Genomic DNA, 13,349 nt, shown 5'->3' with positions numbered 1-13,349 from the left:
AAATAGCCGGTGTCGCCCAGTAGAGATGCCGGACGCATCACATTTAATCTGGGATTATGCTAGTACAAATAATTTACAATTTATACGCCAGCTGCTCATAAATTAACACTCTCAAGCTATTAATTACTAAGGCTGATGAATAAATGTAGCGCATGCTTTAAATATGACCGTTTAAATTTGCGACAGGGACAGCATTGGTGCAGGCTGGGCTGGCATCGCGCTGCTGAAATCCCTATAATTGCCGCGTTTGGCGTTTCGGCGCCGCCCTTCCTTACATCCAGGTTAATCAGGTCGCTAAATTTATGACTGATCAGTCCCATCAGTGCGTCATTATCGGCATTGCCGGCGCATCGGCTTCCGGCAAGAGTCTTATTGCCAGTACTCTTTATCGCGAATTGCGTGAACAAGTCGGTGACGAACATATTGGCGTTATTCCCGAAGACAGCTATTACAAAGATCAAAGCCATCTGTCGATGGAAGAACGTGTAAAAACCAACTACGACCATCCGAACGCGATGGATCACAGCCTGCTGTTCCAACATTTGCAAACTCTGAAACGCGGCAGTGCCATTGAGCTGCCTGTGTACAGCTACGTTGAGCATACGCGCACGCAAGACACTATTCACATCGAACCCAAAAAAGTCATCATCCTGGAAGGCATTTTGCTGCTGACGGATGCGCGTTTGCGCGATGAGATGAACTTCTCTATTTTTGTCGATACGCCGCTGGATATTTGCCTGATGCGCCGTATCAAGCGGGATGTGAACGAACGTGGTCGTTCAATGGATTCTGTGATGGCGCAATACCAGAAAACCGTCCGCCCGATGTTCCTGCAATTTATTGAGCCTTCAAAACAATACGCCGACATCATTGTGCCGCGCGGGGGTAAAAACCGCATCGCCATCGATATTCTGAAGGCTAAAATCAGTCAGTTCTTTGAATAAGTTCAGCGAATTGTGTACCGTTCAGTGATAACCTGGTTCACCCTTAACGCACCTGGCATTAAGGGGTTGAAGCACGAAAGGAGAAAGTGCCATGCGTTTATGTGACCGAGATATTGAAGCCTGGTTGGATGAAGGTCGCCTGTCGATCAATCCACGCCCTCCTGTCGAGCGAATCAACGGCGCCACGGTAGATGTGCGCCTTGGCAACAAATTCCGTACGTTCCGCGGTCATACGGCGGCGTATATCGATTTGAGCGGGCCGAAAGATGAAGTCAGCGCCGCGCTGGATCGCGTGATGAGTGATGAAATCGTCCTTAAAGACGGCGAGGCGTTTTTCCTGCACCCGGGCGAACTGGCGCTGGCAGTGACGTTCGAATCCGTGACGCTGCCTTCCGATCTCGTCGGTTGGTTAGATGGACGTTCTTCATTGGCGCGTCTGGGACTGATGGTACACGTCACCGCACACCGTATCGATCCGGGCTGGTCTGGCTGCATCGTACTGGAGTTTTACAACTCCGGGAAACTACCGCTGGCCCTGCGTCCAGGCATGCCGATTGGCGCATTAAGCTTCGAACCGCTTTCTGGTCCGGCGGCGCGACCTTACAACCGTCGTCAGGATGCAAAGTATCGCGATCAGCAGGGCGCCGTTGCCAGCCGAATCGATAAAGACTGAGTTTTTTCAGTCCATTGGGGATAGCATGAGACGATTTCTGACGACGCTGATGATCTTACTGGTCGTGCTGGTGGCCGGTTTTTCTGCGTTAGTACTGTTGGTGAATCCGAATGATTTCCGCGCGTATATGGTCAAGCAGGTTGCGGCGCGTAGCGGATATCAACTGCAGTTGGATGGTCCTCTGCGTTGGCACGTTTGGCCTCAACTGAGTATCCTCTCGGGGCGCATGGTGTTAACGGCTGAAGGCGCCAGCGAACCCCTGATTCGTGCCGATAATATGCGTCTTGACGTCGCGTTGTGGCCACTATTGAGTCACCAGCTCAGCGTGAAGCAGGTGATGCTCAAAGGCGCGGTGATTCAACTGACCCCGCAAACTGAAGCGGTGCGCGGCGAAGATGCGCCCGTGGCTCCAAAAGACAATACGTTGCCCGACCTGGCTGAAGACAGAGGGTGGTCGTTTGACATCGCGCGCCTGCGCGTTGCCGATAGTGTCCTGGTCTTCCAGCATGAAGACGATGAGCAGGTCACGGTTCGCGATATTCGTCTGGACATGGAACAGGATAACCAGCACCGCGGCACGTTTGATTTCTCCGGGCGCGTGAACCGCGATCAGCGTGACCTTGCTTTATCTTTCAACGGCACCGTCGATGCTTCCGACTATCCGCACAACTTATCCGCGAATATTCAACAGCTAAGCTGGCAACTGCAGGGAGCCGATCTGCCGGCGCAGGGGATCAAGGGTCAGGGACAGCTTCAGGCACAGTGGCTGGAAGAGAAAAAACAGCTCGCGTTTAGCCAGATTCATTTGACCGCTAACGACAGCTCTCTCGCCGGGCAAGTTCACGTGTCATTGTTGGATAAACCAGAATGGGTCGTCGACCTCAAGTTTGGCCAGCTCAATCTGGATAATCTGCTCGTACAACGTGAGGCTGCGACGACCACTAACGGTGAGGCTCAGCAAGGTCAGAGTCAGCCAACGCTGGCGCGCCCCGTCATTGCTTCGCAGGTTGATGCCGTTTCGTATCAGGGACTTAAGGGCTTTTCGGCAGACATCGCTTTGCAGGCTGACAAAGTGCTGTGGCGGAAAATGGCGTTTGACAATGTCTCGGCAAAAATTGACAACCAGTTCGGCTTATTGAACGTTGCCCAGTTGCAGGGGAAAAGTGACGGCGGGCTGGTGTCGCTTCCCGGTACGCTGGATGCCAGAAAAGGGCAGCCGCGAGCGGTCTTCCATCCGCGGCTGGATGGCGTAGAAATTGGTACTATCCTGAAAGCTTTCGACTATCCAATCGCCCTCACCGGTAAACTGTCGCTGGCGGGTGATTTCTCTGGCTCAGATATCGATGCTCAGGCGTTTCGTCATAGCTGGCAAGGGCAGGCCCATGTCGAAATGAACGATACGCGAATGGAAGGGATGAACTTCCAGCAGATGATACAACAGGCCGTCGAGCGTAGCGGTGGGGATGTTAAAGCCCAGCAAAACCTGGATAACGTGACTCGCCTCGATCGTTTTGTAACCGATATGACGCTGGATAATGGCGAGGTGACGCTGGATAACATGGCCGGTGAGTCGTCGATGCTGGCGCTGACCGGTAAGGGAACGCTGGATCTGGTGAAGCAGAATTGCGACACGCTGTTTAATATTCGCGTCCTCGGCGGCTGGGATGGCGAAAGTAAGCTAATTAACTTCCTGAAGGCCACCCCGGTACCTCTCAGAGTCTACGGTCAGTGGCAGGCGCTGAACTACAATCTGCAGGTCGACCAGCTTTTGCGTAAGCATCTGCAGGATGAAGCGAAACGTCGTCTGAATGACTGGGCCGATCGCAACAAAGACTCTCGCAACGGCAAGGATGTTAAAAAGTTGCTGGATAAACTCTGATTCATATTGCCGGATGGCGGATGATGCCGCCTCCGGCTCTTGAACTACACTTCGTAATCCATCTCTTCTTCATTGTGCAGCGGTATCAGCTGGACTTTTTGCACGCGATGATTTTCCACCTGCAGGGTTTTCAATCGGAAATCGCCAACCTGTACTTCCTCCCCGGTTTTCGGGATGCGCTGCAAGTACTCCATTAACAGCCCGGCAATGGTGTGATATTCACGCTTATCGTCCAACGGGATAGGCACGTACTGCACCAGGTCTTCCAGCGGCATATGTCCGTTAGCGGTCCAGGTACCGTCAGCATTTTTCTGGATATCATGGCGGGCATCAATCTCTTCTACCTCGTTCGGCAGGTTACCTGCGATGGTTTCCATGACGTCGCTGAGTGTGACAATCCCTTCGACGGATCCAAATTCATCGGCCACAAAAGCGAAGTGCGTTCGGGCATTACGGAACTGCTCAAGCGCCGGAAGCAGCGGCAGGGTCTCCGGGAACACCAGAGGCTGACGAATCAAGACGCGTAAATCGAGCGGCTCACCGCGCAGGGACTGCTGCAACAGGTCGATGACATGCACCACGCCGAGCAACTCTTCCTGCTCATCTTCGCCGGTGACCACCAGACGCGTATGTTGGTTTTTTTCCAGCAAAGCGCGGATTTCTGCTTCGGGCGCATTGAGGTCGATGTGTTCAATATCGTGGCGCGAGGTCATGATGCTGCTGACGGTACGCTGATTAAGGTTCAGCACGCGTTCAATCATCCGTCGCTCCTGAGGGGCAAAAATCTGTCCTTCATGATGATCCGCCAGCATCGCCGCAGTTTCGGCATCCAGTTCGGCGTCTTCTTTTTGCCCGCTCAGCAGCCGCATCACCGCCTCAGCGGTGCGCTGGCGTAAGGTATGGTTGGCAGACAAGAAGCGACGACGGTTAAAGATAGCCAACTGATTCAATGCTTCAATCATCACCGAGAAGCCGATGGCGGCGTACAGGTAACCTTTCGGGATATGGAAACCAAATCCTTCGGCAACCAGGCTGAAACCAATCATCAGCAGGAAGCTCAGACAAAGAATGACAATCGTTGGATGGCTGTTAACAAAGCGCGTCAGCGACTTGCTGGCCAGCACCATCAGGCTGATGGCGATGATTACCGCAGCCATCATCACCGCCAGGTGATCGACCATCCCAACGGCTGTAATGACGGAATCCAGAGAGAAGATGGCGTCCAGCACCACGATTTGCGCGACGACACCCCAGAACTTTGCACCTTTACGTTGGGTGGGGTTATCGCTGTCTTTTCCTTCCAGCCGTTCATTTAGCTCCATAGTGGCTTTAAACAGCAGGAAGAAACCACCGAATAGCATGATCAGATCGCGGGCGCTGAAGCTCAGGTCGCGAATGCTGAACAGCGGCGTGGTCAGCGTCACCAGCCAGGAAATTGATGCCAGCAGCAGCAGGCGCATGACCATCGCTAGCAGTAGCCCGGTAATACGCGCCTTATCCCGCTGGGCTGGAGGCAGTTTCTCCGCGAGGATGGCAATAAAAACAAGATTATCAATGCCAAGAACAAGTTCGATCACGATTAACGTGACCAGTCCGGCCCAGATTGACGGATCGGCAATCCATTCCATAGTAAATGCTATACCCATAGTTGTATGACAATTGTCACAATTCGATCATGGGTAAAACTGGCGAAAAATGCAATGGCGAGGAGGGATTTCTCTGTCAGCGATATCCGGTCAAATGCAGGATATGAGCCTTAATGTAACTACAGGAAATAGTTTTATTAATCCAAATATATTTAGGAAATATCGCAGGTGGATATTTCTATATCAATATTGTCAACATCAATAAAATCCTAAAAATATACAAATTCAACGCTTAATATTAATCTTAAAAGCGAGTTGTTGGCGGCTTGTTATCTTGCCTGACATTCTCTTAGCTGCAACAATTCCTGCGGTAATAATCAAAAGGCAAATATTTCCTCGTCAATCAGAGGCGCTATTTCTGATGCGTTGCCGCTGTAAATGTGATGAAAATAAAGGAGAAGATAAAAATTTAAATTAATCAGTGCATTGGTAGCTATTGAAGCCAGGGGCGGTAGCGTGTCTGGTCGCCTGAAACAAGCCTAAATTCTTCTGTCAAGAGACCGCAGATGAATTCATTTTTTTTAGGATTGATGCCAGTTAAATTCCATTTCAATTAACGGCAAGGTAAATGCGTACAGGCGAAGTCGCTATTTAGATTGCATGTGATAATTACTCTGCCAAAGTGATAAATAATCAATGATGAAATCCAAACTTAAATTGATGCCAGTATTGGTATCGGTAATCTTGATAAACGGTTGTACCGTGCTTCCGGGCAGCAATATGTCTACGATGGGCAAAGATGTGATTAAACAGCAGGACGCTGATTTTGATATCGATCGCATGGTGAATGTTTATCCACTCACCCCGCGGCTGGTCGAACAATTACGCCCCCGACCAAATGTTGCACAGCCTAATATGTCTCTCGACCAGGAGATTGCCGGGTATCAGTATCGGGTTGGTCCGGGTGATGTCCTGAATGTGACCGTCTGGGATCACCCTGAACTTACCACCCCCGCCGGGCAGTATCGTAGCTCAAGCGATACCGGCAACTGGGTTCAGCCTGATGGCTCCATGTTTTACCCCTACATTGGCAAAGTCAGCGTAGTAGGAAAGACGTTGGCTGAAATTCGTAGTGATATTACCGGGCGCTTAGCGAAGTACATTGCTGACCCGCAGGTGGACGTTAATATCGCCGCTTTCCGCTCGCAGAAGGCTTATGTCTCCGGGCAGGTAAACAAATCCGGCCAGCAGGCCATTACCAACGTGCCGCTTACTGTTCTCGATGCCATCAACGCCGCTGGCGGTCTTACCGAGGCGGCAGACTGGCGCAACGTTGTACTGACTCATAAAGGGCAAGAGCAACGCATTTCACTGCAAGCGCTGATGCAAAATGGCGACCTGAGCCAGAACCGTCTGCTCTATCCTGGCGACATTCTGTTTGTGCCGCGTAATGACGATTTGAAAGTCTTTGTGATGGGCGAAGTGAAAAAACAGAGCACCCTCAAAATGGACTTCAGCGGCATGACGCTTACCGAAGCGCTGGGCAATGCGGAAGGTATCGATCTGACCACCTCCAACGCCAGCGGTATTTTTGTTATTCGACCACTGAAAGGCGACGGCGGGAACAACGGCAAAATAGCCAATATCTATCAGCTTGATATGTCCGATGCGACATCGCTGGTGATGGCGACCTCATTCCGACTTCAACCCTACGATGTGGTGTATGTCACGACTGCGCCGGTTGCTCGCTGGAACCGTTTGATCAATCAGTTGCTGCCGACTATTAGCGGTGTTCGCTATATGACGGACACGGCCAGCGACCTTCACAACTGGTAATCATCATGTTTAACAAAATATTAGTTGTCTGTGTGGGAAACATTTGCCGCTCCCCGACGGCAGAGCGCTTGTTAAGACAATTTCATCCGGCGTTGACGGTATCTTCTGCCGGCCTCGGGGCGCTGGTGGGCAAAGGTGCGGATCCGAACGCCATCAGCGTGGCGCAGGCGCACAACCTGTCTCTGGAGAATCATTGTGCCCGGCAGATCTCGGGACGAATGTGCCGGGAATATGACCTGATCCTGACCATGGAAAAACGCCATATTGCTGCTCTGTGCGAAATGGTGCCGGAGATGCGCGGCAAAGTGATGCTCTTTGGTCACTGGGACAGCGAGCGTGAAATCCCCGATCCGTATCGTAAAAGCCGGGACGCGTTTGACGCGGTGTACGCATTACTTGAACGGTCTGCCCGCCAATGGGCTCAGGCATTGAACGCAGAGCAGGGAAAATAATGACAGAAAAAGTTAAACAGTCTGCTGCGCCGGTAACGGGCAATGATGAAATCGATATTGGTCGTCTGGTCGCAACGGTGGTGGAAGCCCGCTGGTGGGTACTTGGCATCACCGCGGTATTTGCATTGTGCGCCGCGATCTACACGCTGTTTGCCACACCAATCTACAGTGCGGATGCGCTGGTGCAAATTGAGCAAAATACCGGAAATTCACTGGTGCAGGATATTGGCTCGGCGTTGTCGAACAAACCTCCGGCCTCTGAAGCGGAAATTCAGCTCATCCAGTCACGGCTGGTATTGGGGAAAACGGTAGACGATCTCAATCTGGATATTGCCGTTACCAAAGATACGTTCCCCATTTTTGGCGCGGGCTGGGATCGGTTGATGGGCCGTCAGAACGAAACAGTTAACGTGACCACCTTCACGCTGCCAAAGGCAATGAATGAACAGACCTTCACAATCAGCGTGCTGAATGACAAACGCTATCAACTGGTGAGTGACGGAGGATTTAGCGCCCAGGGGCAGGTAGGGCAGATACTGGAACATGATGGCGTGACGATGCTGGTGGAGGCTATTCATGCCAGCCCTGAGAGCCAATTTACCGTGCGTAAATTCTCCACGCTGGGCATGATAAACACCCTGCAAAATAATCTGATGGTGACGGAAACCGGAAAAGATACTGGCGTATTGAGCCTGACCTTTACCGGCGAAGATCGTGAGCAAATCCGCCAGATCCTTGACAGTATTACCCGCAACTATCTGCAACAAAACGTGGAGCGTAAATCTGAAGAGGCCGCTAAAAGTCTGGCGTTTCTGGCAAAGCAACTCCCCGTGGTGCGTAACCGGCTGGACGTTGCCGAAAACAAGTTAAATGCTTTTCGTCAGGACAAAGACTCCGTGGATTTGCCGCTGGAAGCCAAAGCGGTGTTGGATTCAATGGTGAATATTGACGCGCAGCTTAATGAGCTGACCTTCAAAGAAGCGGAAATTTCCAAGCTGTTTACTAAAGCGCATCCGGCGTACCGCACGTTGCTGGAAAAACGCCAGGCGCTGGAAGATGAGAAAAGCAAGCTGAACGGACGCGTAACGGCGATGCCAAAAACGCAGCAGGAAATTGTCCGTCTGACGCGCGACGTGGAGTCTGGTCAGCAGGTCTATATGCAGTTACTTAACAAGCAACAGGAACTGAAGATCACCGAGGCCAGTACGGTCGGAGATGTGCGTATCGTCGATCCCGCGATTGCCCAGCCTGGCGTGTTGAAACCGAAAACGGCACTCATCATTCTCGGCAGTATCATTCTCGGTTTGATGCTTTCAGTGGTGGGCGTATTGCTGCGATCGTTGTTTAATCGCGGCATTGAAAGCCCGCAGGTGCTGGAAGAACATGGTATCAGCGTGTATGCCAGTATTCCGCTGTCTGAATGGCAAAAAGCGCGTGATAACGTTCAGACCATCAAAGGTGTGAAACGCTACAAGCAAAGCCAGTTACTGGCGGTGGGAAATCCGACGGATCTCGCGATAGAAGCGGTCCGCAGCCTGCGTACCAGCCTGCACTTTGCCATGATGCAGGCGCGCAATAACGTATTGATGCTGACCGGCGTCAGCCCGTCGATTGGTAAAACATTTGTCTGCGCCAACCTGGCGGCGGTCATCAGCCAGACCAACAAACGCGTGCTGTTGATCGACTGCGATATGCGTAAAGGCTATACCCACGAGCTGCTGGGGACCAATAACGTTAACGGTCTGTCTGAGATCCTCATCGGCAAGGGGGATATCTCATCTGGCGCGAAACCGACATCCATTGCGCATTTCGATCTGATCCCTCGCGGTCAAATCCCTCCCAATCCTTCCGAACTTTTGATGAGCGAGCGCTTCGGCGAACTGATTGCCTGGGCCAGCTCGCACTATGACCTGGTGCTGATTGATACGCCGCCAATACTGGCTGTGACCGATGCGGCTATCGTGGGTCGTCACGTCGGAACCACGCTGATGGTGGCCCGTTATGCGGTCAACACGTTGAAAGAGGTGGAAACCAGCCTGAGTCGCTTCGAGCAAAACGGCATTCAGGTGAAAGGGGTGATCCTCAACTCTATCTTCCGCCGCGCCAGCGGGTATCAGGATTACGGTTACTACGAATACGAATACACGTCGGATTCGAAATAGATAACGAACAGCAACGCATATCGAATGTAGGCCTGATAAGCGTAGCGCCATCAGGCAACTTTATTTGGGAAACGAAAATGACGACAGAAAACCCACTAATTTCAATTTATATGCCAACCTGGAACCGTCAACAGCTGGCTATCCGGGCGATTAAATCGGTATTGCGCCAGGACTATCCTCACTGGGAGATGATCATTGTGGATGATTGCTCTTCCTCGTATGAGCAACTGCAGCAGTTTGTTGAGGAACTCAACGATCCGCGGGTGTCGTATACGCATAATTCCACTAACTCCGGGGCCTGCGCGGTGCGTAATCAGGCCATTATGCAGGCCAGTGGGCAGTATATTACGGGAATTGATGATGATGATGAATGGACGCCGAACCGCCTGAGCATCTTTCTTAACTACCGCCATCACCTGGTCACGCGGGCGTTTCTGTACGCCAATGACTATGTCTGCGAAGGCGAAGTGTATTCGCAACCGGCCAGCCTGCCGCTGTATCCGAAATCCGGTTATTCACGTCGTAAATTTTATAAGCGTAATATCATTGGTAATCAGGTGTTTACCTGGGCGTGGCGGTTTAAAGCATGCCTGTTCGATACCACGCTGAAAGCGGCGCAGGATTACGACATCTTCCTGCGTATGGTAGTGGCGTACGGTAAACCGTGGAAGGTAAAAGAGGCAACGCAGATCCTGCATGTCAATCACGGTGAAATGCGTATTACCTCATCGCCGAAAAAATTCTCCGGCTACTTTCAGTTTTACCGTAAACACAAAGGCAAATTTGACCGGGCCAGCAAGAAATATCAGCTGTTTACTCTCTATCAGATCCGCAACAAACGGATGAACTGGCGCACGTTGCTGACGCTGCTTTCTGTTCGCAACAGCAAGCGTCTGGCCGACGGAATGCGAGGTCGTTAAGTATGCTGGAAGATTTACGCGCTAATAGCTGGAGTCTTCGCCCCTGCTGCATGGTGGTGGCCTATCGGATTGCCCATTTTTGCTCCGTCTGGCGTAAAAAAAATGTCTTGAATAACCTGTGGGCCGCCCCGGTGCTGGTGATGTATCGCCTTATCACCGAATGCCTGTTCGGCTATGAAATCCAGGCTGCTGCATCTATTGGTCGTCGTTTCACCATCCATCATGGCTATGGGGTGGTTATTAATAAACACGTGGTGGCAGGGGATGATTTTACTCTGCGTCACGGTGTCACCATCGGCAATCTGGGTACCAACGATCCGTCCTGTCCAGTTATTGGTAACGGCGTTGAGTTGGGAGCGAATGTCACTCTGCTCGGCAACGTTGTTATTGGCAATAACGTGACGATTGGCGCCGGGAGCGTCGTGGTGGATAGCGTCCCGGACAATGCGCTGGTCGTGGGTGAGAAGGCTCGGGTGAAGGTAATAAAATGAAGATATTACAGTTTAATGTGCGGCTCGCAGAAGGTGGGGCGGCTGGCGTGGCGTTAGATTTACATCTGAGGGCGCTGGAGAAAGGGCTGTCCTCGCGTTTTGTCTATGGCTATGGCAAAGGAGGTAAGAAAAGCGTCAGCCATGCGAATTACCCGCAGGTTTTCAAACATACGCCACGCCTGACGTCGGCGGTGAACATTGCGCTGTTTCGTTTCGCGAACCGCGATCTGTTTGGCAATCTCGACAAGTTATACCGTGAAGTTATCCGCACCAGCGGCCCGCAGGTCCTGCATTTTCATGTGTTGCACAGCTACTGGTTGAACCTGGAAGAGGTGGTCACCTTTTGCCAAAAAGTGAAGGTGTGTAAACCGGATGTTACCTTCGTCTGGACGCTGCACGATCACTGGAGCGTGACCGGGCGCTGTGCCTTTACCGATGGTTGCGAAAACTGGAAAACGGGCTGCCAGAAATGCCCAACGCTCAGTAACTATCCGCCGGTAAAAATCGATAAAGCCCATCAGCAGTTACCCGGTAAGCGGCAGATGTTTCGTGCCATGCTGGCGCTGGGCTGCCAGTTTATCTCGCCCAGTCAGCATGTGGCCGACGCATTCAACAGCCTGTATGGCGTGGGACGCTGCCGTATTATTAACAACGGCATCGATGTAGCAACTGAATCCATTCTTGCCGAGCTTCCCGCTAAGCATGAGGGGAGCGGTAGACCGAAAATCGCCGTGGTGGCTCATGATCTGCGCTATGACGGGAAAACCAGCCAGCAACTGGTGCGAGCGATGGTAGCGCTCGGAGACAAAATTGAGCTGCATACTTTTGGCAAATTTTCGCCATTTGCGGGAGATAACGTCATCAATCACGGGTTTGAAAGCGATAAGCGCACGTTGATGAGTGCGCTAAACGAGATGGATGGCCTGGTGTTCAGCTCCCGAGTTGATAACTACCCGCTGATCCTGTGCGAAGCGCTTTCCATTGGCGTACCGGTTATTGCCACGCACAGTGACGCCGCGCAAGAAGTACTGGCAAAATCGGGCGGTAAAACGTTCAGCGAAGCGGACGTATTGCAACTGGTGCAACTGAAAAAATCAGACATTGCGCAGGCGGTGTTTGACACGTCGCTTGCTGCGTTCAGCCAGCGCAGCCGGGTGGCATACAGTGGGCAACAGATGCTGGAGGAATATGTCTCGTTCTATCAGAATCTGTAGCTATCTGGTGCTACCGCTGCTTTATTTGCTGGTCAACGTCAAACTCGCCCAGCTTGGCGAGAGCTTCCCAATAACTATCGTCACCTTCTTACCCGTTCTGCTGTTGCTGTTTGTCGAGCGCATTAATATCAAAAAATTAATGATTGCGTTGGGCATGGGGGGCGGGCTGACGGCGTTTAATTATCTGTTCGGTCAGTCACTGGATGCCAGCAAGTACGTGACGTCCGCAATGCTGTTTATTTATACCGTGGTGATCATTGGCATGGTGTGGAGTATTCGCTTCAAAACCATTTCACCGCATAACTACACTAAGATCTTGCGGTTTTTCTGGCTGGCGGTGGGACTGGTGGTGGGGTTAGCTGCAGTTGAAATGGCGCAGATAATTCTCAGTGGCGGCAGCAGTTTAATGGAAGTTATTTCGAAATATCTTATTTACAGTAACAGCTATGTTCTGAACTTTATTAAATTTGGTGGAAAACGTACTACTGCGCTCTATTTCGAACCGGCATTTTTCGCTCTGGCGTTAATCTCAATTTGGCTCAGCATCAAACAGTTTGGTATCAAAACGCCTAAGTCCGATGCTATGATTCTGGCAGGGATAATATTATCGGGATCGTTTTCAGGGGTAATGACGTTTATTTTGTTTTATCTTCTGGAGTGGGCGTTCCAGTATCTGAATAAGGATGCGATAAAAAAGAAGCTACCGCTGGCGATAATCTCATTAAGCGTATTTGTAGTTGGAGTGATATTTGCTTTTCCATACATCGCAACGCGCCTTGGAGATTTAGGAACTGAAGGTTCGTCATCGTATTATCGGATCGTAGGACCATTAGTGATGGTCGGTTATTCGTTACTTAACGTTGATGGGGTAGTGAGATTCGGCTCACTTTATGAATATGTTGCGTCATTCGGAATTTTTAACGGTGCAGATGTTGGTAAAACAATAGACAATGGCTTGTATCTGCTGATTATTTATTTTTCATGGTTCGCGGTGATATTAGCCCTATGGTACATGGGGAAAGTCATGAAAATGATGATCAATGCGTTTGGTGATAATCAGAATTATCGGGTGCAGCTTTATCTTTTTACGCCACTGTCGCTGTTTTTTACAGGCTCAGTATTTAGTCCGGAATACGCGTTTTTAATTGTGTGTCCGTTTATTTTGCGCAAGGCGCTGAATATCGCGAGGTAA

Annotated in this window: 11 protein-coding genes; 10 read left to right on the top strand and 1 reads right to left on the bottom strand. The window is 51.1% G+C overall.

Translation table 11 applies throughout. The features are described 5' to 3' along the window. Positions 1 to 302: 302 nt before the first annotated feature. The 3 genes from udk to asmA all read left to right on the top strand — a co-directional run bounded on the left by udk (position 303) and on the right by asmA (position 3,496). Positions 303 to 944, top strand: coding sequence for a uridine kinase (udk, locus tag LA337_14765; protein UBI14446.1), 642 nt, complete (start codon positions 303 to 305; stop codon positions 942 to 944). A 91-nt stretch (positions 945 to 1,035) separates the two neighbouring features. Continuing rightward, positions 1,036 to 1,617, top strand: a complete 582-nt coding sequence (dcd, locus tag LA337_14760; GenBank protein UBI14445.1) for a dCTP deaminase — start codon at positions 1,036 to 1,038, stop codon at positions 1,615 to 1,617. Positions 1,618 to 1,642: 25 nt separating this feature from the next. After that, positions 1,643 to 3,496 (top strand): outer membrane assembly protein AsmA, encoded by a 1,854-nt coding sequence (gene asmA, locus LA337_14755; GenBank protein ID UBI14444.1) that lies wholly within the window; start codon positions 1,643 to 1,645, stop codon positions 3,494 to 3,496. Between the two features lie 44 nt (positions 3,497 to 3,540). Here the strand turns inward: asmA and LA337_14750 are convergent, their stop codons facing one another. Next, positions 3,541 to 5,124 (bottom strand): TerC family protein, encoded by a 1,584-nt coding sequence (locus LA337_14750; GenBank protein ID UBI14443.1) that lies wholly within the window; start codon positions 5,122 to 5,124, stop codon positions 3,541 to 3,543. 654 nt (positions 5,125 to 5,778) lie between these two features. Between LA337_14750 and LA337_14745 the strand changes: the two genes are divergently transcribed. From LA337_14745 to wcaD, 7 genes are all read left to right on the top strand, one after another. Then, positions 5,779 to 6,918, top strand: coding sequence for a polysaccharide export protein (locus tag LA337_14745; GenBank protein ID UBI14442.1), 1,140 nt, complete (start codon positions 5,779 to 5,781; stop codon positions 6,916 to 6,918). Positions 6,919 to 6,923: 5 nt separating this feature from the next. Beyond that, positions 6,924 to 7,370 (top strand): low molecular weight protein-tyrosine-phosphatase Wzb, encoded by a 447-nt coding sequence (gene wzb / locus LA337_14740; protein UBI14441.1) that lies wholly within the window; start codon positions 6,924 to 6,926, stop codon positions 7,368 to 7,370. Then, entirely contained in the window at positions 7,370 to 9,532 is a 2,163-nt protein-coding gene (wzc, locus tag LA337_14735) for a tyrosine-protein kinase Wzc (protein ID UBI14440.1), read from the top strand. The genes wzb and wzc overlap by 1 nt, the downstream gene beginning before the upstream one ends. A 77-nt stretch (positions 9,533 to 9,609) precedes the next feature. Next, complete coding sequence (gene wcaA, locus LA337_14730; GenBank protein ID UBI14439.1) at positions 9,610 to 10,452, top strand: colanic acid biosynthesis glycosyltransferase WcaA; 843 nt, start codon at positions 9,610 to 9,612, stop codon at positions 10,450 to 10,452. Between the two features lie 2 nt (positions 10,453 to 10,454). Continuing rightward, complete coding sequence (wcaB, locus tag LA337_14725; protein ID UBI14438.1) at positions 10,455 to 10,943, top strand: colanic acid biosynthesis acetyltransferase WcaB; 489 nt, start codon at positions 10,455 to 10,457, stop codon at positions 10,941 to 10,943. After that, positions 10,940 to 12,157, top strand: coding sequence for a colanic acid biosynthesis glycosyltransferase WcaC (gene wcaC, locus LA337_14720; GenBank protein ID UBI14437.1), 1,218 nt, complete (start codon positions 10,940 to 10,942; stop codon positions 12,155 to 12,157). Before wcaB ends, wcaC begins: the two co-directional genes overlap by 4 nt. Beyond that, a complete protein-coding gene (wcaD, locus tag LA337_14715; protein UBI14436.1) occupies positions 12,132 to 13,349 on the top strand; it encodes a putative colanic acid polymerase WcaD in 1,218 nt (405 codons plus the stop codon). Before wcaC ends, wcaD begins: the two co-directional genes overlap by 26 nt.

The organism is Citrobacter europaeus (assembly GCA_020099315.1).
GTDB lineage: Bacteria > Pseudomonadota > Gammaproteobacteria > Enterobacterales > Enterobacteriaceae > Citrobacter > Citrobacter europaeus.
The sequence above is the reverse complement of the archived record's forward strand: the minus strand, read 5'-3'. Positions and strand labels throughout refer to the sequence as shown.

Excerpts from the sequence above, each read along its gene's own strand:
- udk (UBI14446.1), top strand. The coding sequence starts at position 303 with ATGACTGATCAGTCCCATCAGTGCGTCATTATCGGCATTGCCGGCGCA.
- dcd (UBI14445.1), top strand. The coding sequence starts at position 1,036 with ATGCGTTTATGTGACCGAGATATTGAAGCCTGGTTGGATGAAGGTCGC.
- asmA (UBI14444.1), top strand. The coding sequence starts at position 1,643 with ATGAGACGATTTCTGACGACGCTGATGATCTTACTGGTCGTGCTGGTG.
- LA337_14750 (UBI14443.1), bottom strand. The coding sequence starts at position 5,124 with ATGGAATGGATTGCCGATCCGTCAATCTGGGCCGGACTGGTCACGTTA.
- LA337_14745 (UBI14442.1), top strand. The coding sequence starts at position 5,779 with ATGATGAAATCCAAACTTAAATTGATGCCAGTATTGGTATCGGTAATC.
- wzb (UBI14441.1), top strand. The coding sequence starts at position 6,924 with ATGTTTAACAAAATATTAGTTGTCTGTGTGGGAAACATTTGCCGCTCC.
- wzc (UBI14440.1), top strand. The coding sequence starts at position 7,370 with ATGACAGAAAAAGTTAAACAGTCTGCTGCGCCGGTAACGGGCAATGAT.
- wcaA (UBI14439.1), top strand. The coding sequence starts at position 9,610 with ATGACGACAGAAAACCCACTAATTTCAATTTATATGCCAACCTGGAAC.
- wcaB (UBI14438.1), top strand. The coding sequence starts at position 10,455 with ATGCTGGAAGATTTACGCGCTAATAGCTGGAGTCTTCGCCCCTGCTGC.
- wcaC (UBI14437.1), top strand. The coding sequence starts at position 10,940 with ATGAAGATATTACAGTTTAATGTGCGGCTCGCAGAAGGTGGGGCGGCT.
- wcaD (UBI14436.1), top strand. The coding sequence starts at position 12,132 with ATGTCTCGTTCTATCAGAATCTGTAGCTATCTGGTGCTACCGCTGCTT.